The sequence below is a fragment of the Streptomyces sp. DT224 genome (genome assembly GCF_049844595.1).
Classification (GTDB): domain Bacteria; phylum Actinomycetota; class Actinomycetes; order Streptomycetales; family Streptomycetaceae; genus Streptomyces.
Map to the genome: position 1 here is coordinate 21731 of NZ_JBNCLI010000018.1, position 22600 is coordinate 44330.

At 70.5% G+C, this 22600-nt stretch carries 13 protein-coding genes, 6 tRNA genes and 1 riboswitch; of the genes, 7 read left to right on the plus strand and 12 right to left on the minus strand.

Annotation, left to right across the window (positions count from 1 at the left end; translation table 11 throughout):
- Positions 1 to 6: 6 nt before the first annotated feature.
- The 4 genes from ACLQ2N_RS33755 to ACLQ2N_RS33770 all read right to left on the minus strand — a co-directional run bounded on the left by ACLQ2N_RS33755 (position 7) and on the right by ACLQ2N_RS33770 (position 4088).
- Entirely contained in the window at positions 7 to 951 is a 945-nt protein-coding gene (locus ACLQ2N_RS33755) for an aldo/keto reductase (RefSeq protein WP_425819242.1), read from the minus strand.
- A 166-nt stretch (positions 952 to 1117) separates the two neighbouring features.
- Complete coding sequence (locus ACLQ2N_RS33760; protein WP_425819244.1) at positions 1118 to 2287, minus strand: M23 family metallopeptidase; 1170 nt, start codon at positions 2285 to 2287, stop codon at positions 1118 to 1120.
- A gap of 11 nt (positions 2288 to 2298) precedes the next feature.
- Positions 2299 to 2452, minus strand: a riboswitch (cyclic di-AMP (ydaO/yuaA leader).
- Positions 2453 to 2663: 211 nt separating this feature from the next.
- Entirely contained in the window at positions 2664 to 3827 is a 1164-nt protein-coding gene (locus ACLQ2N_RS33765) for a PP2C family protein-serine/threonine phosphatase (protein WP_425819246.1), read from the minus strand.
- 187 nt (positions 3828 to 4014) lie between these two features.
- Positions 4015 to 4088: transfer RNA gene (locus tag ACLQ2N_RS33770), tRNA-Met, on the minus strand.
- A 169-nt stretch (positions 4089 to 4257) separates the two neighbouring features.
- Here ACLQ2N_RS33770 and ACLQ2N_RS33775 point away from each other — a divergent pair.
- Complete coding sequence (locus ACLQ2N_RS33775) at positions 4258 to 4662, plus strand: SHOCT domain-containing protein (protein ID WP_425819248.1); 405 nt, start codon at positions 4258 to 4260, stop codon at positions 4660 to 4662.
- A 117-nt stretch (positions 4663 to 4779) separates the two neighbouring features.
- Here the strand turns inward: ACLQ2N_RS33775 and ACLQ2N_RS33780 are convergent.
- From ACLQ2N_RS33780 to ACLQ2N_RS33805, 6 genes are all read right to left on the minus strand, one after another.
- Positions 4780 to 4853, minus strand: a tRNA-Lys gene (locus ACLQ2N_RS33780).
- Between the two features lie 98 nt (positions 4854 to 4951).
- On the minus strand, positions 4952 to 7081 hold the full coding sequence (locus ACLQ2N_RS33785) for an FG-GAP-like repeat-containing protein (protein ID WP_425819386.1): 2130 nt from the start codon (positions 7079 to 7081) through the stop codon (positions 4952 to 4954).
- 47 nt (positions 7082 to 7128) lie between these two features.
- Positions 7129 to 10227 carry an FG-GAP-like repeat-containing protein gene (locus tag ACLQ2N_RS33790; protein ID WP_425819250.1) on the minus strand — a complete coding sequence of 1033 codons (3099 nt, stop codon included), beginning with the start codon at positions 10225 to 10227 and terminating at the stop codon, positions 7129 to 7131.
- 242 nt (positions 10228 to 10469) lie between these two features.
- Positions 10470 to 12530 (minus strand): DEAD/DEAH box helicase, encoded by a 2061-nt coding sequence (locus ACLQ2N_RS33795; protein WP_425819388.1) that lies wholly within the window; start codon positions 12528 to 12530, stop codon positions 10470 to 10472.
- A gap of 241 nt (positions 12531 to 12771) precedes the next feature.
- Entirely contained in the window at positions 12772 to 13347 is a 576-nt protein-coding gene (locus ACLQ2N_RS33800; protein ID WP_425819252.1) for a hypothetical protein, read from the minus strand.
- 136 nt (positions 13348 to 13483) lie between these two features.
- Positions 13484 to 13834 (minus strand): metallopeptidase family protein, encoded by a 351-nt coding sequence (locus ACLQ2N_RS33805; RefSeq protein WP_018101725.1) that lies wholly within the window; start codon positions 13832 to 13834, stop codon positions 13484 to 13486.
- Between the two features lie 109 nt (positions 13835 to 13943).
- On the opposite strand from ACLQ2N_RS33805, the gene ACLQ2N_RS33810 reads away from it, so the two are divergent.
- From ACLQ2N_RS33810 to ACLQ2N_RS33835, 6 genes are all read left to right on the plus strand, one after another.
- Positions 13944 to 15461, plus strand: coding sequence for a metallophosphoesterase family protein (locus tag ACLQ2N_RS33810; protein WP_425819254.1), 1518 nt, complete (start codon positions 13944 to 13946; stop codon positions 15459 to 15461).
- A gap of 80 nt (positions 15462 to 15541) precedes the next feature.
- Positions 15542 to 15614, plus strand: a tRNA-Glu gene (locus ACLQ2N_RS33815).
- A 38-nt stretch (positions 15615 to 15652) separates the two neighbouring features.
- A tRNA-Asp gene (locus tag ACLQ2N_RS33820) sits at positions 15653 to 15727 on the plus strand.
- Between the two features lie 24 nt (positions 15728 to 15751).
- Positions 15752 to 15828 (plus strand) — tRNA-Phe (locus tag ACLQ2N_RS33825).
- A 124-nt stretch (positions 15829 to 15952) separates the two neighbouring features.
- A complete protein-coding gene (gene hrpA, locus ACLQ2N_RS33830) occupies positions 15953 to 19897 on the plus strand; it encodes an ATP-dependent RNA helicase HrpA (RefSeq protein WP_425819256.1) in 3945 nt (1314 codons plus the stop codon).
- A 105-nt stretch (positions 19898 to 20002) separates the two neighbouring features.
- A tRNA-Asp gene (locus ACLQ2N_RS33835) sits at positions 20003 to 20077 on the plus strand.
- Positions 20078 to 20862: 785 nt separating this feature from the next.
- Here ACLQ2N_RS33835 and bldC read toward each other — a convergent pair.
- Together bldC and ACLQ2N_RS33845 are read right to left on the minus strand one after the other, a co-directional pair.
- A complete protein-coding gene (gene bldC / locus ACLQ2N_RS33840) occupies positions 20863 to 21069 on the minus strand; it encodes a developmental transcriptional regulator BldC (RefSeq protein ID WP_003949541.1) in 207 nt (68 codons plus the stop codon).
- 534 nt (positions 21070 to 21603) lie between these two features.
- Complete coding sequence (locus ACLQ2N_RS33845; protein ID WP_425819264.1) at positions 21604 to 22449, minus strand: hypothetical protein; 846 nt, start codon at positions 22447 to 22449, stop codon at positions 21604 to 21606.
- Positions 22450 to 22600: the final 151 nt, after the last annotated feature.

Consider the following 22600-nt stretch of genomic DNA (forward strand, 5'->3'; position numbering starts at 1 on the left):
ACGAGCCTAGGCCGAGGCCGCCGTCAGCGTCGACAGTTCCTCGTCCGTCAGCTGGAGACCGGCGACCGCCAGCAGCGCGGGCAGTTGGTCGACCGTCCGGGCGGAGGCGATCGGCGCGGCGACCGTCGGGCGGGAGGCGAGCCAGGCCAGGGCCACCGTCGCGATCTCGGCGTCCCGGTCCCGCGCCACCGTGTCGAGCGCGGCGAGCACCCGCCGGCCGCGCTCCGACTCCAGGTGGCCGGCCGCCCTCCCGGCGCGGGCGCTGTCCACGGTCGTCCCCGGGCGGTACTTGCCGGTGAGGAAGCCGGCGGCCAGCGCGTAATACGGGACGGCCGCGAGCCCGGCGTCGGCGGCGGTGTCCTGGAGATCGCCCTCGTAGGTGTCCCGCGAGACGAGGTTGTAGTGCGGCTGGAGCGCCACATAGCGGGCCAGTCCCTCGCGTTCGGAGAATTCGAGGGAGGCACGCAGCCGGGCCGGGCTGATGTTGGAGGCGGCGATCTCGCGGACCTTGCCCTCCTTCACCAGCTCGTCGAGGGCGGTGATGATCTCCTCGACCGGGACGGTCTCGTCGTCGAAGTGCGTGTAGTACAGATCGATGTGGTCCGTGCCGAGCCGGCGCAGCGACTCCTCGGCGGCCGACTTGATCGTGGGCGCCGAAAGGCCCTTGTAGCCGGGGAGGGCGCCGACTTTGGTGGCCACCACGACGTCGGACCGGTTGCCGCGCGACGCGAGCCACTTGCCGATGACCGTCTCCGACTCTCCGCCCTCGTTGCCGGGAACCCAGTGCGAGTAGGCGTCGGCCGTGTCCACGAAGTTGCCGCCGGCCGCCGTGTACGCGTCGAGGACGGCGAAGGACCGCTCCTCGTCCGCGGTCCAGCCGAAGACGTTTCCACCGAGGCAGAGCGGGAAGACCTGGAGGCCGGACGGGCCGAGATTGCGCAGTGAAGTCATAAGGGGGAGAACGGTTTGCGCACACCCCGCTATTCCGTGCCGCATACATCCGTCAGGCCGCGGCCACGCGAACCGGCAGCCCTGACGTCGGGGGGTGTGCGTCAGGGCTGCCGGGGTTCGGACGGCCGCCTACCGGGAAGGGCCGGGTCTTCGGGGGAAACGGACCTCAGACGGTCAGACCGCGGGCGCGCAGCCAGGCCATCGGGTCGATGCCGGTGCCGTCCGGGGTGTGGACCTCCAGGTGGAGGTGCGGGCCGGTCACATTTCCGGTCGCGCCTACGCGGCCGATCGTGTCGCCGGTGGTGACCTTCTGGCCGACCGTGACGCCGATCGAGGACTGGTGGCAGAACCACAGCTCGGTACCGTCCTCCAGCTCCAGCACCGTGCGGTAGCCGTAGGCGCCGGACCAGCCGGCCGACTTGACGGTGCCGGTGTGAATGGCCTTGATCGGGGTACCGGTCGGGGCCGCGAAGTCGAGGCCCGTGTGGTAGCCGGAGGACCACATCGAACCGGCCTCGCCGAACGTCGAGGTGATCGTGTACGAGGAGGTGGGAATGGCGTAGCCGGCGGCGAGCTTGGCCAGGCGCAGGGCCTCGGCCTTCTTCTTCGCCTCCTCCGCCTCCCTCTTCTTCTCCGCGGCGGCCTTGGCCTCGGCCTCGTCCTGCTGCTTCTTCGCCTCGGCGGCCGCCTTCTCGGCAGCGGCCTTCTCCTCGGCCGCCTTCGCCTCGGCGTCGGCGGCGCCCTGCTGCTGTTCGGCCTGCTGGAGGATGCGGGCGCGCAGCGCCTCGCCGGCGTCCGTGGTGCCCTGCTCGGCCTCGGCGGTGGTGATGCCGGCGGTGGTCAGCGGTGCGGCGGCGGTGGCGGTCGCGGGGGTTTCCGCCTCGCTCTCGCCGGAGAACAACGCACCCACGCCGGGAAGGGACTTGGCGTCGGGGAGATTGTCCGCGATGGAATCGGGAAGAGAGATGGAGACCGGCGGTTTGCTCTGTGCGGTGGCCATGCCGCCCGCGCCGACGGCCGCGATGACACCGACGCCGAGGACGGTGGAGCTACGGGCCAGACCATTGCGCTGCTTGGCGACGCGGTGCTTGCCGCGGACGGGACGGACGGACTCCTCGGTGGGGTTCCATTCCTCCCAGGTCCGCTCGGAGTCGGCGTCGTCGGCGCGGAAGCCGCTGCCGAAACCGGCACCGGTGCCGAAGCCGTCGCCCCGATCGGCCGCGTAGTCGCTTCCCTGTTCCGGAATGTACGCGGCGCCGGGGACGGACGCGGAGTCGGCACCGTATTCGGGCACGAACCGGGAAGGTGATTCGGGGGCAGGCTTGTTGGACGCCACGCGGGCGCACTCCTTTCCTTCCTTCTCGCCTACCGGGTTAGCTGACGGGTTCGGAGCAGGAAGGTCTCCTACGGGTCCCTCCGCCTCTTGTGAAGACGAAGATGCCCGATTCACCCCATGTAGGTGGTTCCCCGGTTCCCTTGCGGAATTCGGCGCACGCGCGCGGCGCCGTCCCTGACGACGGCTGGGACAACCGCGCTGCGTTATCGAACGTTAATAGACAGACGGGTCCGATTCCAAGCTGTTCCCACTGATCGTTCACGCCCATGGCCTGGACTTTACGGGACACAACCGGGTGGAACCGGGCGAGTTGATCGCCACCCGGCCACTACGCGTTTTCTGACGTTGCGTCAAATGTTATGCGGAGCGACGCTCCTCAGTCACCCAGCGTGGCACCCCGCTTGACGATCTTCACCGTCCTGCGGCGGTCCGGCTGCCCCTTCGCCGGCCGGGCCACCGCGAGCAGCGCCATGTCGTCGGTCGACTCGCCCCCCGTATGCAGTCGTACGTCGTCGGTCAGCGCGGACAACAGCTCCTCGGGACCGGGGAAGAGGCGCCCGCGCAGCCGCTCCGCCGGGTCGTAGAAGACACCGTCGGCGTTCCGCGCCTCCGACAGGCCGTCCGTGTAGAACAGCAGCGTCCCGCCGGGCGGCAGCTCCCAGCCCTCCGCGCGGTCCGGCCGCACCCCCAGGCCCAGGCCCAGCGGAAGCGCGGGCTCCGAGGGAGTCAGCGCCTCCACCGCCCCGTCCCCGTGCAGCAGCAGCGGGTCGGGGTGGCCCCGGTTCACGATCCGCGCCACCTGGCCGCCCGGCGGGATCTCCGCCAGGACAGCGGTGACGAACTCCTCGAACTCGTCGAACCCGCCACCCCGGGTCGACTCGCGTGCCAGCGCGCGCTCCAGCCGCTGCGCCACGCCCTCCAGCGACTTCTCCTGCTCCGCCGCCTCCCGGAACGCCCCGATCACCACCGCCACCGCGCCGACCGCCTCCAGCCCCTTCCCGCGCACGTCGCCCAGCACCAGCCGTACGCCGTACGGAGTGTCAGCGGCCGCGAAGAGGTCTCCCCCGACGAACTCGTCCGCCTGTGCCGCCTCGTACCGCGCGGCCACCTGGAGTCCGCCGATCCGCTCGGGCGGCGCGGGCAGCACGGCCCGCATGGCCGTCTCGGCGATGATCCGGGCGGACGCCAACTGGTCGCTGCCGCGCCGCACGACCCGGTTGATCACGCACGCCTGCACGGCGACCGTGAGCACGGTGACCATCTCGATGAACGAGACCACCTCGACCAGATCACCGGTGCAGAGCCGGATTCCGGCGACGGCGAGCACCGAGGCGATCCCGATCCGGATCGTGGTGCCCATACCGAAGAAGGGCGCGGCGGTCAGCGGGGCGGCCGCGAACATCGGGACGGCCGTGTAGGAGGGCGGCGTGAAGAGGTCGAACACCACCCCGATGACGATCATCGCCACCGGCAGCACCCGGACGAACCGGCGGCTCACCGCGCCGTCGGGCCCGCGCCACCGTCGTTCCCACTTCCCCACCTGCGGTCTCCTGCCCGGTGCAGCCACGGCCGCGGACGGTACCGCGCACCGCCTCCAGCCTCGCGCCCGCGCGGTCGCCGGGCGAATCCTCGGCCGCCGATGGGGCGAAGCGGGTGCGCTCGTTCGGAACCCCGCCGAAACGCATCAGGCCCGGCACGCTGCCTGCGTGCCGGGCCTGATCCTTCAGTAGCGGGGACAGGATTTGAACCTGCGACCTCTGGGTTATGAGCCCAGCGAGCTACCGAGCTGCTCCACCCCGCGTCGGTGAACCCAACTCTACGTCATGTTCGGGGCCCCCATGACCACGGCCCGCACGCCCCGGCCCCCTCGCCTCCCCGCCCCGCGCCCCACATCGACGAGCAATGGGGTGAATGTGGTGATATGACTGTTTTCAGATTCAGCCAGTCCGACGCGGACCCGGGAGTGGACGATGGACGACTATCCCCTGCTCAACCTGTTCTGGACGATGCTCTGGTTCTTCCTCTGGATCATGTGGCTCTTCCTGCTCTTCCGGGTCATCATGGACATCTTTCGCAGCCACGACCTGAGCGGCTGGGGCAAGGCCGGCTGGCTGATCCTCGCGCTGGTACTGCCCTATGTGGGCGTGCTGATCTACGTGATCGCCCGCGGCAAGTCCATGGGCAAGCGCGACGTCCAGGAGGCGAGGGAGCGTGACGCCGCCTTCAAGGCGTACATCAGGGACGCGGCGGGTACGGAGGACGGCAGCCACAAGGGCAGCCACGTGGAGGACCTGTCGAGGCTCGCCGACCTCAAGGACAAGGGTGCGATCACCGAGGAGGAGTACCAGCGGGCTAAGACGAAGCTCCTGGTCTGACACACCCTCGGGCGTCGGCCCCTGCCGGCTCCGGCCCGGACGACGGCACACAGCACCGCCCGCCCTCGGACACGACAGAGCCCCGGGCCGCGCACGCGCGGACCCGGGGCAACGAGGTAGGCCGTGTGGGACTCGAACCCACAACCAACGGATTAAAAGTCCGCTGCTCTGACCAATTGAGCTAACGGCCCTCGGCACATCACCCCCGAGCATAGCCCGCCCCGGCCGCGCAACCGATCGGGTATCGGCTGCGCGGCCCCGTCATCGGGACCGGGGCGGGCTCAGAGCCTCAGAAGATGCCCTTGTACGTCTGCCAGCCGGTGGCGATCTGCGTACGGGATCCGAACGAGCCCTTGCCGTTGCCGTTGTTCCGGAACAGCTTGCCCGCCGAGTCGCGGACGACGATGTCGTTCCGGCCGTCGCCGTTCAGGTCGCCGATGCCGACCATGGTGTTGTACGAGCGGCCCCAGTCGGTGAACACCTTCACGCGCGCGGCGAAGCGGCCGTTGCCCAGGCCGTTGTAGCGCCAGAGTCCGCCGTTGCGGTCGTGGCCCAGCAGATCCGGGATGCCGTCGCCGGTGATGTCGCCGACGCCGGTGATCTGGGCGTACGTCCGCCAGTCGGTGTTGATCCGGGTCTTCGGGAGGAACTTCCCGGCGGCCGTGCCCGCGTAGAAGTAGAGGTCCCCGGTGGACTTCTGACGGGCCACGAGGTCGGCCCGCCCGTCGCCGTTCAGGTCGCCGGGCGACGTCAGCACGTCGTACTGCTGCCAGCCGCCGCCGATCACGGTGTGCTTGCCGGCCGGCCGGTAGCCGGAGGTGCCGCAGCTGCCGTCGTACCGGCGCAGTTCCCCGCCGGGCATCCGGACCAGCAGCTCGGAGCAGCGGTCGCCGCCGGTGTCCGCGAAGGGCACGGCGACGGTGCCGGCCGGCCAGCCGGTCCCGGACTTCTTGCCGCTGAAGACACCGGAGGTCTGGCCGAACTGAAGGGTCAGGTCCCCGTAGGCGTTGAGCGTGACGAGGTCGCCGCTGCTGTACTGGCCCTGGTCGTGGAAGCCCGGCCGGCCGCCGGTCACGGACAGGCTCCCGCTGGTGGAGTACGTCCCCGAGCCGTCCTCGGCCGTCGCCTTCAGCGTCCAGGTGTGCTTGCCGTTGCCCGCGTAGTCGCCCGCGGCCGTACGGCCGTCCCAGGCGACGTCGGCCTCGGTGCCGGAGTCGCCCTTGAGGGTGCGCACCGTACGGCCCGTCCAGTCCTTGACGGTGTACGTCCAGGAGACGGGCTTGTTGAACTGCCAGGTGCTGTTCCAGCTCTCCAGCCCGTCGACGCCCTTGACGTCCATGTAGGCGCCGCCCAGGTCGGACGCGATCTTCGCGAGAGGCTGCGCGGGCACCCCGCTGGGCACGATGTGCAGGGTCTGCGCGGCGTCGAGATACACGATGTCGCCGCCGAACTTGTCCACCGCCCAGGTCAGCCGCCGCTGGTCGGCGGTCTTCCCGGCGGGGAGGTCCGCGACCGCGCGCGGGGCGGCCGCCTTGCCCGTGTGGAAGTCGGTGAGCAGCAGCTTGCCCGCCGTCCGGTCGTGCCGGACGAGGTAGCCGTCGCCGACGAGGGCGGGCCCGGACGGCACGGTGAACGACTTCTTCGCCGTACGGTCGTACACGCCGGCCGCAGCGCTCGTCCCGCAGTTCCAGTAGACGAAGCGGCCGACCGCGCGCACCTCCTTGATCACGCAGGGAGCGCCGGTGGCCGCCGTCTCCACGGCCTTCTTCGTCCCCAGGTCGGTCGCGGCGAGCGCCCCGGTGGCGGTGGTCGCCGCCCAGAGCGTGGTGCCCCAGACGGATGCCGCGCCCGGGGTGCGGACGATCGGATCGGCGGTCGAGGTGTAGCTCGGGTACATGCCCGCCCGCTGCTTGACGGGGGACCCGCCGTTGACGACGTAGGCCCGCCCGGTCAGGTCCACGATGTCGGCAGTGGCCACGGGGTACTTGACGTCACCCCCGTGGTACGAGTTTCCGGGAGCCCAGAACTTCACCGACTCGGTACCGGCGTCGTCGCCGTCGACGAACACCGTGCCGACGTCACCGTGACCGGACGCGACCAGCTCGACGCAGCCGCCGTTGTCGCAGGGCACCGTCCCCAGGTGCGCGCCGTTGGCGTACGTCCCGGCGAAGACACGGCTCTCGCGCGCCCCCACGGTCATGCCATCGGCGGACACCCGGCGGTCGTACACCATCCGGTCGCCGGAGGGGCTCCGCTCCGCCGTCACCAGCCGTCCACCCGCGAAGTCGAGGCCGTACACCCCGGTCGTCGCCACAGTGGCCGGGGCGGGGTCGGCGGCGCTCGCCGGTACGGCGGCCGTGGTGAGCACGGTCGCCCCGGCCACGGCGCCCACGAGCGCGGCGCGCCCGCGTATGAACACGGTCAAGAGAAGTTCCTTTCCGGAATACCCGGATGTCGAGTGAGTCATCAGAAGAGACGGGTGTACATCTGCCAGCTGCCGCCGACCTTGGTACGCGCCGCCAGCGCGCCCTTGCCGTCGCCGCGGTAGCTCCACAGCACCCCGGACGTGTCGCGGGCCAGCAGGTCCGCGACGCCGTCGCCGTTCAGGTCGCCGGAGCCGACCATCGTGTCGTACATGGTCCAGCCGTACCCGATCTTGGTGCGGGTGCCGAGTGTGCCCTTGCCGGTGGCCGGATAGCGCCACACGTTGCCCGAGCGGTCGCGGGCCACCAGGTCGCCCTTGCCGTCACCGTCCATGTCGCCCATGCCGGCCAGGAGGTACTGCTGCCAGCCGTAGCCGATCTTCACCCGGGGCTCGAACAGGCCGTTGCCCTTGCTCTTGTAGAAGTACAGGTCGCCCGTGGGCGTCCGGCCGAGCAGGTCGGCTCGCCCGTCGCCCGACATGTCGCCGGGCGAGGTCAGGGCGTCGAACATGTTCCAGCCGGTGCCGATCTTCTTGTACGGCGTGCCGGGTTTGAGCGCGGCCCCACAGGCGGGCGTGTACGCGCGCAGCTCGCCCTCCTGCGTACGGACCAGCACGTCGTTGCACCGGTCGCCGCTGATGTCCTCGAACGGCACGGCGGCGGTCACGGTGTTGCCGCCCGTCCAGCCGGTGGCCGACACCTTGTCCTCGACCCGCCCGGTCCCGGTGCCGGTCCCGGCCCGCCAGTCGGCCTGGCCGGCCGGGGTGAACGCGAGCAGGTCCCCGAACCCGTCCTTCTTGACGAAGTCCCGCGCCACCGCCGCCCCGCCGGTCAGCTTGAGGGTGCCGGACGTGGTGAGGGCGGCGCCGTTCCCGTCAGCGGGGACGGCGGTGAGGGTCCAGGTGTAGGAGCCGTTGGGGGCGTACGCGCCGGAGGCGGTCTTCGCGTCCCAGGCGGCCGTGATCAGGCCGCGCGCCTCGCCGCCCGACAGGGTGCGCACGATGGCACCCGTGGCCTGATTCGTCAGCGTCAGCTGCCAGGAAGCGGCAGGCTTCGACAACCACCAGCGCGCCGTCCAGGACGGGACCCCGCCCCGCAGCGCCGCCGATGCCGGTACGTCGGAGTCGATACGGGCCAGCGGCGAGGCAGGGACCCCCAGATCGGCGACCGTGATGTCTCCGTCGGCCTGCCGCTGATACGCGATACGTCCGGTTCCGGTGTCGATGGCGTACTTCTGTTCCCGCTCACCGTCGCCGGCCATCACGTACGTGTGCACCGGTACGGGCGTCTTTCCCCGCACGTCAGTGATCTTCACGTCGTCTCCGTTGCGCCATGCGACGTAGCCGTCGCCGAGCACGGACACCGGGTCGAGATAAGTCAGATTGGTCTTCTTCTCGAGATCGAACACGCCGCCTCTGGCGGTGCTTCCGGCGCAGTCCCAACTGAGCCAGTGCGACGTCACCTTGATGGACTCGGCCCTGCACCCGGTGCCGAGATCCACCGTCTGCCGCACTGCCCCGGTCCGGGCGTCGCGACTGACCACCGTGCCCGCCACCGGGCCCGCGCCCCACACCTGGTCTCCGTACAGATCGACGTCCTCACCGCTGAACGGCATGCTCGCCAGCAGCTTCCCCGTGTCCAGGTCCACGGTGACGGCGCCCGCGTCGTCACCGTCGGTACGGCCGGCGCCCCCCAGCGCGTAGCGGCCCGACACGTCCTTGACCTGGAACCGGGAAAGACCGGGGACCGACAGCGGAACGGCCTCGGTACCTCCCGGCCCCACGAGCCACGGCATCTGTGGGCGATCACCGCCGGGCGCCGGCATGATCACGGTCCGTCCGTCACCTGTGGCGAACAGGGTCGGGCACCCGTCTCTGTCCCCGCAGTCCGCCAGATCGAAGCCACGGTCACCGGCCGGCCCCGTGCCACCGGCGGCAAGCGGGCCCGACACGGACACCGTTCGCGAGCGGAAGCCTCTGCTCTGGTCGGGCAGGAACTCCAGCGATTCGAGCCTCCCCTGACTGAAGCTCATCTCCAGCGGTCGCGAGGTCGCCGGTGTGACGTCGGCCAGCTTGCCCGTGGTCGGCCCGCCGTCACCAGGACGGACCAACTGCACGCCCAGCCCGTCAGGGCGGGAGCCGGCCACCACGAGCAGCCCGCCGTCCGGGGTGGGCATGGCGTCCGCCCGCCCGTAGGCGAAGAGCACCTCCTCGGGGCCGCCGTCCAGGGGAACGGTCACGAGTCGGTACGGAGTCGAGCCTCCCTGCCCGGAGGCGCGCGCGACCACCAAGTGCTGCCCGGTGACGCCGAGAAGCCGGTCGCCTTCCGCGTACGGAAGGTCCTTCACCTGGCTCGCGGGCAGAGGCCCCGTCTGCGACGTGCCCTTCGCGTAGAACGTGACCTTGCCGTCCTTGGTCCACTCCACCACGTGGTCGCGCGACACCACCGTGGACGCTGTCGCCGCGGAGACGCCGGAACCCACCGGGCGGGCCTCACCGGTCGTCAGCGAGATCCACAACGGCCGGAGGCGGTCTCCCTGGCCGTACCGCACCAGAACACCATCGGCCCCACCGGTGACCGCCTTGAGAGGGCGCTCGGCGCCGTCCGGCCATCCGACGACCTCTGTGTCCTGGACAGCACGGTTCACGAGACGCAGCAGATGCCACTCCGGCGCCGCCGTGGGGCTCGTGCGGCTGTAGGTCACGACGGTCGTTCCGTAGGTACCCACGTAGTGGTGCCCGGCGGGCAGTTCGACGTAGGAATTGGTCCCTGCGGCCACGTCGTACAACCGGATCTCGCCGGCTTCGGCCATCCCCCCGCTCTGGTACGCGGCCACGACGTCGGATCCGGCCCCGTAGGTACCGTCGGCATCGGGCCCCTCGAGGTCGTTGTAGATGATGTGGTTCTCACCGCTGTACGAACTCCAGAACTGACCGCGCCCCTCCTCGTACCGGAGGTACCCCGTCGGCCCGGCCGACAGAGGGATGACGGTCCTCGGCTGTGCGGCGACGTCTGCGGGAAAAACCACCTCGTCCCCGGTCGCCGCACGAGCGGGTCCTGCGTCCAGTGGCACGAAGCCCGCACCGATGACAAGGGCCGCGACAACGGCCGCCGCACTGCGCATGCCCATCTGACGTCTCAAGCTGAGTCCCTCCCGGACACCCTCGAAGAGGCATGGGGAGGACGCGGCAGCATGTGCCGCGGTCTGCGTGAAGTGAAAGCCCCCCGGCCCCGACCCCCCATGCGAGTCACGTGACATTAACAGCAGCCGCGCATGCACAGATAGCTGGATTCGAACCCGTTCAAGGAACAGGGCCACACAACGAAAGCGGGCCCGTCCGCGAAGGACGGGCCCGCTTCATCAGGTCGGAGACCTACGGACGATCAGCCGTTGCGCTTCCAGCGCGGCTTGTCGTCACGGCGGCCGAAGGAACCGGTGCTCGTGCCGGTCGAACGGTGGTCGTCGCGGCGGCCGGTCGGACGCTCGCCGCCGGAGCGGAAGCCACCCGACGGGCGGTCGTCACGACGGTCACGGTTGAACGGACGGTCGCCACCGCCGGAGCGGAAGCCGCCCGAGGGACGGTCGTCACGCCGGTCTCGGTTGAACGACGGGCGCTCGTCCCGGCGCTCGAAGGAGCGGCCGCCGCGGTCGTCCCGGCGGTCGCCGCCGGAGCGGAAGCCACCGGACGGGCGGTCGTCACGACGGTCACGGTTGAACGGACGGTCGCCACCGCCGGAGCGGAAGCCGCCCGACGGGCGGTCGTCACGCCGGTCGCGGTTGAACGACGGGCGCTCGTCCCGGCGGTCGTTGCCCCGGTAGCCACCCGACGGGCGGTCGTCACGGCGGAACGGACGGTCGCCGCCCCGGTCGTCGCGGCGGTCGTTGCCCCGGTAGCCACCGCGGTTGTCGCGGCGCTCGTAGTTGCCCCGGTCGTCGCGGCGGTCCTCGCGGGCGGCCGGCTGCTCCGGCACGGAGGCGGCGGCAGCCGCGAGGGCGGCCTCGGCCTCGGCGGTGACCTCGGCCACGGCGGCCTCGGGGTCGTCGCCGCGCTCACGGGCGGCACGCGCCACCAGGCGGTCGGCCTCCTCGCGGAGCTCGACGGCGCGGCGCTGGGCGCGCTCCAGCTGCTTGGTCAGCTCGGCGGCCTCGCGTTCGGCCTGCTTCGCGGCGTTGTTCGCGGAGTCGGCCTGGACCTCGGTGAGCGAACGGGCGCCGGTGATCTCGGCGACCTCCGGCTCGAAGACGCCCGCGCCCTGCACGATGTGGCGCGAGGCGTCGACGCCCGCGTCCTCCATCAGGCGGAAGATCTGGCGGCGCTGGTGCGGCAGGGCCAGCGAGACGACCACACCGGACTTGCCGGCACGGGCGGTACGGCCCGAGCGGTGCAGGTAGTCCTTGTGGTCACCGGCCGGGTCCACGTTCAGGACCAGGTCGATGCCGTCGACGTGGATACCGCGCGCGGCGACGTCGGTCGCGACGAGCGCGTTGACGTAACCCTTCTTGAAGTCCTCCAGGACCCGGGTGCGCGCGCCCTGCGTCATGCCGCCGTGCAGCGCGTCCGCCTTGACGCCCGCGTCGACGAGCTGCTCGGCGATGCGGTCGGCGCCCAGCTGGGTGCGGACGAAGATGATCGTGCGGCCCTTACGGGCGGCGATCGCGGAGGTGACCGGCGCCTTGTCCTTCGGCTTCACGACGAGGACGTGGTGCGACATGGTCGAGACGTTGCCCTGGGCGGAGTCGACCTCGTGGGTGACCGGGTTGCTCAGGTAGCGCTTGACCAGCGTGCCGATCTCGTTCTCCATGGTGGCGGAGAAGAGCATGCGCTGGCCGCCCCCGGGGATCTGGTCCAGCAGCTCGGTGACCTCGGGCAGGAAGCCCAGGTCGGACATCTGGTCGGCCTCGTCGAGGACGGCGACCTGGACATTCTCCAGCGAGCAGGCGCCGCGGTTGATGATGTCGCGCAGCCGGCCCGGGGTGGCGACGAGGATGTCGACACCGCGCTCCAGGGCGTAGATCTGGTTGCCCATCGACGTACCGCCGCAGACGACCTTCATCTTCAGGCCGAGCACGTCGCCGTACGGCTGGAGCGCGTCCGCGACCTGCATCGCGAGCTCACGCGTCGGGGTGAGGATGATCGCGCGGGGCTTCTTCTTCTCGGTGTGGCCGTCCGCCAGGGCGGACAGGGTCGGCAGACCGAAGGAGAGGGTCTTGCCGGAGCCGGTGCGGCCGCGGCCGAGGATGTCCTTGCCGGCCAGGGCGTCCGGAATGGTCGCCGCCTGGATCGGGAAGGGCGTGGTCACACCGTTCTGCGCGAGCTTGCGGACGATGCCCTCGGGCAGGCCCAGGTCGGCGAAGGTGACGGTCGGCTCAGCGGCCTCGGAGGACTCGGCGACGACGGCCTCGGCGACAGCGGTGAGCTCGTCGTTCTCGACGTTCTCGGGCATGACGGTGTGGTCAGAACTGGAAATTGACATGCGAAATGCGAAACCTTCCGGAGTCTCGGCACGCGCCCATAACTCCGTGATTTCGCAATGTCGACCGCCTCAATGCGGTCCAGCCACGGCAAGGGAGAGTACGCGCCACACGGCGCTCTTCTGTGTCGGCGCCGGGCAATAGGATCAAGCGATCTACCACCATACGCACTCTCACCCCCGTTGCGCAAACCGCCTCCCCTGATCCACCCCCTCAGACCGGCCCCACCTGCGGTGATGCCTCCGGCGTCCGCAGCGCCGCCACCCCGCCCGGCCACCCCATGGCATCGGTACGGAACTGAGCGGCCGGAGACGCCGAGGGCGCCGGAGGCGCGGGCTCCGAGGGCTCCGGCTCGGGCTCCGGCGGCTCCGGCGGCGCGGGCGTGTCCGCCGGATCCTCCGGACCGGGTACGGGGCCGGCCGGCGCCGAGGGCTCCGGCGGCGCGGACGCGGCCGGACCCGCCGGCAGGGAGGGGCGGGCGACCCGGTCCCCGCCCGCGTCGGGCGCGCCCCCGGGCCCGTCGGCGGCCGGGGCGCTCACCGAGGGCGACGCGGAAGCGCTCGCCCCGGCGCCCCGGCGCTCCGACTGCGCACCGGCGCCCCCGAACCGGGAGCGGCCGGTCCCCGTCACCGTGGAGCCGTTCGGCTCGACGGCGGCGTCCTTCGGCTCGGCGGACCGCGAGGGCGCCGGTTCCGCCCCGTCGGAGCCGACGCTCATGCAGCCGGTGGACGTGGCGAGCGTGACAGCGGTGACCGCTGCCCAGCGGACAGGAACGGAGAACGGGCGCACGAGGGCACCTCCGGGGACACGAGGAAGGGCGGGGCCTGACACGAACGAGCCGGGTGCGCTGTGCCCAACTCCCGCGACCCCGCCCGGGACACGCCCGGCGGGCCGGCTCCTTCCCGGCGGTCGCCCCGCGCCCGGCTCACCCGTAACCGAGCGCGTGCAGCCTCTCGTCATCGATGCCGAAGTGATGGGCGATCTCGTGGACGACGGTGATCTCCGTCTCGGCCACCACGTCCTCGCGCGTCTCGCACATCCGCAGCGTCGGGCCCCGGTAGATCGTGATCCGGTCCGGCAGCACGCCCGCGTACCACTCCCCGCGCTCGGTCAGCGGCGTGCCCTCGTACAGCCCGAGCAGTTCCGGGTCGTCGGACTCCGGCTCGTCCTCGACGAACACCGCGACGTTGTCCATCAGCCGGGTCAGCTCCGGCGGGATCCGGTCCAGCGCCTCGGCGACCAGTTCCTCGAACGCTTCCCGCGTCATCTCCAGCACGCGGCCATTGTCCCGTACGGCCACCCGGCCCGCCCAGGCCCCGCACCCGTGCCCTCGCCCGTCCCCGCACCCGGGCATACCCGCGCCGTGCCTGGGGCAGGGGCACCCAATGGCCCGCGCCCGACTCCCCCTCCGCCGCCCGATACCCCGCCGCGCCGCCCACGGCCCCCTCGCCGCGCCCCGGCCGTTCCTCCGGGCGCTCGGACTGGTCGTCGTGGTGCTGTTCGGCGCCTGGCTCGGGCTGCTCGCGGTCGGCAGCGTCCGGACGACCGTGGGGCCGATGGACACGACGATGACCCTGCGGCCCTCGCTCAGCGGCGGCACCAAGATCAACGTCTCCCCGCTCGGCGCCCTGGAGCTGGACTCGCACCACGCCCCGGTCCGCCTCGACGTGGACGTGGACCGGCTCGACCCGGTCCGCTCGCAGGCGCTGGTCCAGCACCCCGAACGGCTGGCCGGGCTGGAGGACGAGGTCACGTCGGACGTCGCGGCGGGCACCCGCGAGCTGGCCCTGCGCTCCTGCGTGGCGGTGGTGACCGGGGCGACGGCGCTGGGCCTCGCGGTCTACCGCCGGCCACGCCGGGCCCTGGCGGCCGGGGGGCTGGCCCTCGCGCTGTTGGCCGCGTCCGGCGCCGGCGCGTACGCCACCTGGAACCCGAAGTCGGTCTTGGAGCCCAAGTTCTCCGGGCTGCTCTCCAGCGCCCCTTCGGTCGTCGGCGACGCCCGCTCGATCGTCAGCGACTTCGACGTCTACCAGCAGGAACTGGCCCGCCTGGTCACCAACGTCACCAAGTTGTACGACGCCACCTCGACGCTCCCCGTCTACAGCCCGGACCCGGCGACCCTGCGCGTCCTGCACGTCTCGGACGTCCACCTCAACCCGGCCGCGTGGCACATCATCGGCTCGCTCGTGGAGCAGTACGACATCGACGTGATCATCGACTCCGGCGACACGATGGACCACGGCGCCGCCGTCGAGAACAGCTTCCTGGACCCCATCGCCGACCTCGGCGCCCCCTACGTGTGGGTGCGCGGGAACCACGACTCGGCGGTCACACAGAAGTACCTGACCGACAAGAAGCGCTTCCCGAACGTGCACGTCCTGGACCAGGGCCGCGCCGTGACCGTCGGCGGGCTGCGGGTCGCCGGGGTCGGAGACCCGCAGTTCACCCCGGACCGCACAGGCCCCGAGCAGGCCGAGGACGTAGAGAGGGTGGCCGGCCGCACGCTCGCCGCCGCCCTGCGCGAGCAGCAGCGGTCCGGGACCCCCGTCGACATCGCCGTCGCCCATGAGCCGGAGGCCGTGAAGGAGACGGACGGCGAGGTGCCGCTGGCGCTGGCCGGCCACGTGCACCACCGGCAGAACGAAGTCCTGAAGGGCGGTACCCGGCTGATGGTCGAGGGCTCCACGGGCGGCGGCGGGCTGCGGGCCGTCCAGAACAAGAAACCGGAACAGGTGCTCGCGTCGGTGCTCTATCTGGACCGCTCCACCCGCCGCCTGCAAGCCTGGGACGAGATCACCCTGGGCGGCCTCGGACTGACGACGGCCGAGGTCAGCCGCCATCTGCCGGAGCAGGAGCCGGCCCTCACGCGTCCCTCTCCGACCGGGCCGACCCCGTCCCCGTAAACCGTTTTGGCGAACGCCCCCGGCATCCCATATGCTTCTCACGTCCCCGACGCGCTGCAAGGCGCGCAGGTGGGCCCTTAGCCCTCATCGTCTAGTGGCCCAGGACGCCGCCCTTTCAAGGCGGTAGCACGGGTTCGAATCCCGTTGGGGGCACGCTTGAACGTGTGCGAGACTTGTCTCGCACATTGCTTGGTCCTGTGGAGCAGTTAGGAGTGCTCGCCACCCTGTCAAGGTGGAGGCCGCGGGTTCAAATCCCGTCAGGACCGCTGAGGTTTCACGTGAAACCTCGTGGCTGGGTAGCTCAGTTGGTACGAGCGATCGCCTGAAAAGCGATAGGTCGCCGGTTCGATCCCGGCCCCAGCCACCACCCGAAGGCCCCGCCCACTGGACGGGGCCTTTGTCGTGCCGGACCGCCTCCGTCCTCCCCGGAGCGACCGCCACCCGAAATGGGTTCGCCCTTCCTCCGGCCCGGGTGAGATCCTGGGGTCCGTATGTCTACTTCCTTCGCCGATCTCCAGTCCCGGCTCGCGCAGCTCTCGCTCCGCGACGCGAACCGGCTCGGCCGCCGCCTCGAAGGCGCCCGCCGCATCCGCAAGCCCGAGGCCCAGCAGGCCGTACTGGACGAGATCGCCGCCCAGGCGGACAAGGCAGCCGGGCGGCTCGAGCAGCGGGCCGGCCGGATGCCCGCCCTCACATACCCCGAACAGCTCCCGGTCAGCCAGAAGAAGGACGAGATCCTGGAGGCGATACGCGACCACCAGGTCGTGATCGTCGCGGGTGAGACCGGCTCCGGCAAGACCACCCAGATCCCCAAGATCTGCATGGAGCTGGGCCGGGGGCTCCGGGGCATGATCGGGCACACCCAGCCGCGCCGGATCGCCGCGCGCACGGTGGCCGAGCGGATCGCCGACGAGCTGAAGACGCCGCTCGGTGAGACCGTCGGCTGGAAGGTCCGCTTCACCGACCAGGTGAACCCGGACGCGACCTTCGTCAAACTGATGACGGACGGCATCCTGCTCGCCGAGATCCAGACGGACCGCGAGCTGCTGGCGTACGACACGATCATCATCGACGAGGCCCACGAGCGGTCGCTGAACATCGACTTCCTGCTCGGCTATCTGGCCCGCTTGCTGCCCAGGCGCCCCGATCTGAAGGTCGTCGTCACCTCCGCGACCATCGACCCCGAGCGCTTCTCGCGCCACTTCGGCGACGCCCCGATCATCGAGGTCAGCGGGCGTACGTATCCGGTCGAGGTCCGTTATCGGCCGCTCCTCGAGGAGGACGGCGACGACGCCGACCGCGACCAGATCACCGCGATCTGCGACGCCGTGGACGAGCTCCAGAGCGAGGGCCCGGGAGACGTGCTCGTCTTCCTCTCCGGCGAGCGCGAGATCCGGGACACCGCCGACGCGCTCGGCAAACGGAACCTGCGCAACACCGAGGTGCTCCCCCTCTACGCGCGCCTGTCGCACGCCGAGCAGCACCGGGTGTTCCAGCGCCACACCGGCCGCAGGATCGTGCTGGCCACCAACGTCGCCGAGACCTCGCTGACCGTCCCCGGCATCAAGTACGTGATCGATCCGGGCACGGCCCGCATCTCCCGCTACAGCCACCGCACCAAGGTGCAGCGGCTGCCGATCGAGCGGATCTCGCAGGCCAGCGCCAACCAGCGCAAGGGCCGCTGCGGCCGCACCTCGGACGGCATCTGCATCCGGCTGTATTCCGAGGACGACTTCCTGACCCGCCCGGAGTTCACCGACGCGGAAATCCTGCGGACGAACCTGGCGTCCGTCATCCTCCAGATGACCGCCGCCGGCCTCGGTGACATCGAGAAGTTCCCCTTCATCGACCCGCCGGACCACCGCAACATCCGCGACGGCGTACAGCTCCTCCAGGAGCTCGGCGCGCTCGACCCCGCGGAGAAGGACCCGAAGAAGCGGCTCACCCCGCTCGGCCGCAAGCTCTCGCAGCTGCCGGTCGACCCGCGCCTGGCCCGTATGGTCGTGGAGGCCGACCGCAACGGCTGCGTCCGCGAGGTCATGGTCATCGCCGCCGCGCTCTCCATCCAGGACCCGCGCGAGCGGCCGTCCGACAAGCAGACGCAGGCCGACCAGCAGCACGCCCGGTTCAAGGACGAGACGTCCGACTTCCTGGCGTTCCTGAACCTGTGGCGCTACATCCGCGAGCAGCAGAAGGTGCGCGGCTCCTCCAGCTTCCGCCGGATGTGCAAGCAGGAGTACCTGAACTTCCTCCGCATCCGCGAGTGGCAGGACATCTACGCCCAGCTGCGCACGGTCGCCAAGCAGATGGGCCTCGAGCTCAAGGAGTCCTCGACGGGTGCTGACGCGCCCGAGCAGTCGGTGCACACCTCGCTGCTCGCCGGACTGCTGTCGCACATCGGACTGAAGGACACCGAGAAGAACGAGTACCTGGGCGCCCGCAGCGCCAAGTTCGCGATCTTCCCCGGTTCGGCGCTGTTCAAGAAGCAGCCGCGGTTCGTGATGTCGGCGGAGCTCGTGGAGACGTCCCGGCTCTGGGCGCGGGTCAACGCCAAGGTCGAGCCCGAGTGGATCGAGCCGCTGGCCCAGCATCTGCTGAAGCGCACCTACAGCGAGCCGCACTGGGAGAAGGACCAGGCCGCGGTGATGGCGTACGAGCGGGTCACGCTGTACGGCGTGCCGATCGTCGCCCAGCGCAAGATCAATTTCGGCCGGATCGACCAGGAGACCTCGCGGGACCTCTTCATCCGCAACGCCCTGGTCGAGGGCGACTGGCGCACGCACCACCAGTTCTTCCACGACAACCGCAAACTGCTCGGCGAGGTCGAGGAGCTGGAACACCGCGCCCGGCGCCGCGACATCCTCGTGGACGACGAGACGCTGTTCGACTTCTACGACCAGCGCATCCCCGAACACATCGTCTCCGGCGCCCACTTCGACTCCTGGTGGAAGCACAAGCGGCGCGACGAGCCGGACGCGCTCGACTTCGAGCGCTCGATGCTCATCAACGAGAAGGCCGGGGCCGTCACCAAGGACGACTACCCGGACTCCTGGCGGCAGGGGAAGCTGAAGTTCCGGGTGACCTACCAGTTCGAGCCGGGCGCGGACGCCGACGGTGTGACCGTCCACATTCCGCTTCAGGTGCTGAACCAGGTGACGTCCGAGGGCTTCGACTGGCAGATCCCGGGCCTGCGGGAGGAGGTCGTCACCGAACTGATCCGCTCGCTGCCCAAGCCGATCCGCCGGCACTACGTGCCCGCGCCGAACTACGCCGACAAGTTCCTGGACCGGGCCGTGCCCCTCCAGGAACCGCTGCCGGTCACGCTGGCCCGTGAGCTCCAGCGGATGGTCGGGGTCCCCGTCACCGCCGACGACTTCGACCTGAGCCGGGTCCCGGACCACCTCAAGATCACCTTCCGGATCGTGGACGAGCGGCGCCGCAGGGTCGCCGAGGACAAGGACCTGGAGGCGCTGAAGCTCAGGCTGCGCCCGAAGGCCCGCCAGGCCCTCTCCAAGGCCGCCGCGGCCACCGCGGGGCCCTCCGGCGAATCCATCGAACGCTCGGGTCTGAAGGACTGGACCATCGGCACGCTGAACAAGGTCTTCGAGACGCGGAGGGCCGGGCAGCCGGTCAAGGCGTACCCGGCGCTGGTCGACCAGGAGGGAGCTGCGGCGGGCACAGTGGCCGTACGCCTCTTCGACACCGAGGCCGAACAGGCGCAGGCGATGTGGCGCGGCACCCGGAAGCTGATCCTGCTGAACATCCCGGTCAACCCCGCGAAGTTCGCGTCGGACAAGCTGACGAACCAGCAGAAGCTGGCCCTGTCCCGTAATCCGCACGGCTCGATCCAGGCCCTCTTCGACGACTGCGCGACGGCGGCCGCCGACCGGCTGATCGCGGCACACGGCGGCCCGGCGTGGGACGAGGCGTCGTTCCGGACGCTGTACGACAAGGTGCGCGCGGACCTGGTGGACCTGACCGTGCGCACGGTCGGCCAGGTGCAGCAGATCCTGGCGGCCTGGCAGGCGTGCGAGCGCCGGCTGAAGGCCACCAACAGCCTGGTGCTGATCAACAACGTCACGGACGTACGCGATCACCTGGCGCGTCTGATGCCGCCCGGCTTCGTCACCGCGACCGGCCTGCGCAGGCTGCCCGACCTGATGCGCTACCTGGTGGCGGAGGACCGCAGGCTCCAGCAGATGCCGACCAACGTCCAGCGCGACACCACGCGCATGGAGAAGGTCCACGAGATGCAGGACGAGTACGCCTGGCTGCTGGAGCAGTTGCCCAAGGGCCGGCCCGTCCCGCAGGAGGTGCAGGACATCAGGTGGATGATCGAGGAGCTGCGGGTGAGCTACTTCGCGCACGCCCTGGGCACCGCGTTCCCCGTCTCGGACAAGCGGATCGTGAAGGCGATCGACGCCGCCGCACCCTAAGGGCTGTCCGTTACGGGACCGCGACCCTCAGTGAGTTCGACCGCACCCGCTGGACTCCTGTACAGTCTGTCTTCGCAGCCGGACGCGAGGAAGGCAGCGAAACCTGGTCCTGTGGAGCAGTTAGGAGTGCTCGCCACCCTGTCAAGGTGGAGGCCGCGGGTTCAAATCCCGTCAGGACCGCAGAACGAAAGCCCGGATCTCATTGATCCGGGCTTTCGCGCGTCTTGACCGCGGTGTTCGCCGACGAGTACTCAGAAACCTGGTGCCGCCCCGGAATCCCGGAGCGGGGCGGCGCACATGCACCAGGAGGTGGCGCGATGGGGGCAGCCACGGGCGCGAGTCACCGTGAACGGGCACCCGCCCGCTGCGGCTCGCCCTGAAGCCCTGAAGGCCCCGCAGGCCGCCCGGACACCGGACCGGCGCCCGCCGGACCGCCCGAGCCGCCCACGGGGCGCCGACAGGCCTCCGTACGGCCTTGGTGAAGCGGGGACGTAAGTCCTCCCACGAGATGACCTTCGGCGCGGCCAACGACCTCCTCACAGTGGCAGGCTCGTAGTTGGCAACACTCGTGCAGTGTGACGGGTGTCACTGAATCAGTTTTGAGAAGGGGGCCCTTTACACCCTTCCTACAACTAGCGAATTTAATATGTGCAATTGCACCTCACGGAAGGATGTCTTCCGGATACCCCCGCGCTGCCCGCCGACACCCCTGGCGAGCCCCCCGGCCGCCCGGCCGGGCTGCGCGAACGGCACCGTGGGCCGACGGGGAGCAGTCCCGGCCGGAACCGGTGCAGGCGCAAAAAAATCGCGCTGGACCCGGCGGAGTCCAGCGCGATCGGATGACATGACCCGTACGGCACAGGTGTGGCGCCCGTTGGGGCGGGCGCCCGTCATATGGAGCTATGGGTGAGCAAGTGGGTTGGGGGACCCAGAAGCCCAGGTGTGGCGGGGTGGCAGGGGGTTTGTCAGGCCTCGCTGCGCTGCTGCGGAATACCCGCAAGCAGTGCGCGGACCTCTGCCTCGCGGTACCGGCGATGCCCACCGAGCGTGCGGATGGACGTGAGCTTGCCTGCCTTCGCCCAACGGGTAACCGTCTTCGGGTCCACGCGGAACATCGTGGCAACCTCAGCCGGGGTCAGCAGCGGCTCGGCATCAGGGGTGCGAGCGGTCATGAGCGGCCTCCTCGGGAGAACCGAACCATCTCGGTTCTTTCCTCTAAATTCTGCACCTTGACCCACGTTGCCCGAAATGGCGGACGCGGGCCGAGTCGGTTATAGGACGAACGGCTTGTCCTCGGCACTACAACTACACCATCCGTCCAGCCACGTCGGCCAAACCGATGGAATTGCCCTCCCAGGTGTTCATCAGCGACGGAAAGCCGATGGACCATGCCATAGCGGACAGTCACACCACCGTGACGATCAGTCACAGGAGCGATCAGGGGTCATCAGACCCCTCATAGCGTGCAATGCTGAGCGATCCGCCCATACATGGACGGATGGAGTCCTCACCGGACTCCTTGTCCTATTTTGGCACGAGGGGTAGGGAAGGGCGCAAGGGCCCCGTAAGTGCTATCCATCACGGTTGAGGCAAAGGCCCGGTTCGGGACGTAGGTCCCACGCCCCCTGCGAACCTTCCGCCCCTTCACCCACACGTGTCACATCCGACACCGGTTCACGAGCCGTCCGCGCACGGTGCCTCGGTGGTCAGTTGGCGAACTGACGGTCCCTTACGGCCCGCCAGCGCTCCGCGAGACGCGCGTACGCCTCGGCCGCCCTCTCCGCGTCGCCCGCCCGCAGCGCGGCGATCCCCTCCGCCACGTCGGCGGCGCTCCGGTCGACGCTGAGCTCCCGCTCCGGCAGGGCGTGCACAAGCCCGCCGTAGTCCAGCTCCACGAGCGAGCGCGGGTGGAACTCCTCCAGCCACCGCCCGACGTCCACCAGCCCCGCGGTCAGCGGACCCTCGTCCATCGTCTCCCGCAGCGTCCGCAGCGACCTGGCCAGCCGGCGCCGCGCCTCGACCATCGGTGTCCGGTAACGGAAGACCGGAGGCTCCCCGTCCGGCCCGGCGACCACGTGCTCCCGCTCCTCGTCCGCGAACAGCACGAACCAGCGCACCGGAACCTGCCACACCGCCGTCCTGATCCACGGCCGGGCGTCCGGGTTGCGCTCCGCCCACCGCTCGTGGTCGGCCAGCGCCTGGCCGCGCACCACCGGCGGGAGCACCGCGTCGAGCACCGGCCCGGGGAACAGTTCCGCCAGCCCGTCCAGCGCCAGCCAGCCGCGCAGCCGGGTCCGCCACGGACACACGCACACCACGCCGTCCACCTCGGCCACGAACGCGTCGGCGCTCTCGTGCGCCGGCACACCGGCGGGCGGAGTCGCCGCCAAGCCGGCCAGCGAGCGCCTGAGTTCGTCCTGTGCCGTGGGCATCCGGTCGCGGGCCGCATAGCGGGCCCAGTGGGCGCGCTCGCCCTCCGGGAAGGCCGCCAGTGGCTCGTACACCCGGAGGTAGGACGCGTAGGGAACCAGCACCGAAGACACCACCGACATGCGGTGATCGTGTCACGCCTGTCCCCCTGCGGGGGGTGATCCTTGGCACTGGAACAGATCTACGTGGGGGTAGGACTTACGCTCTTGCCCAGCCGGGCCGTCCCTACGGCCGGTCCGGCGGGCCCTCCCCACCTTCAGGAGGGTCTTTCCG

Coding starts and splice junctions, on each gene's coding strand:
- ACLQ2N_RS33755 (WP_425819242.1), bottom strand. CDS start 951: ATGACTTCACTGCGCAATCTCGGCCCGTCCGGCCTCCAGGTCTTCCCG.
- ACLQ2N_RS33775 (WP_425819248.1), top strand. CDS start 4,258: ATGGACGACTATCCCCTGCTCAACCTGTTCTGGACGATGCTCTGGTTC.
- ACLQ2N_RS33795 (WP_425819388.1), bottom strand. CDS start 12,530: ATGCCCGAGAACGTCGAGAACGACGAGCTCACCGCTGTCGCCGAGGCC.
- ACLQ2N_RS33810 (WP_425819254.1), top strand. CDS start 13,944: ATGGCCCGCGCCCGACTCCCCCTCCGCCGCCCGATACCCCGCCGCGCC.
- hrpA (WP_425819256.1), top strand. CDS start 15,953: ATGTCTACTTCCTTCGCCGATCTCCAGTCCCGGCTCGCGCAGCTCTCG.
- bldC (WP_003949541.1), bottom strand. CDS start 21,069: ATGACCGCTCGCACCCCTGATGCCGAGCCGCTGCTGACCCCGGCTGAG.
- ACLQ2N_RS33845 (WP_425819264.1), bottom strand. CDS start 22,449: ATGTCGGTGGTGTCTTCGGTGCTGGTTCCCTACGCGTCCTACCTCCGG.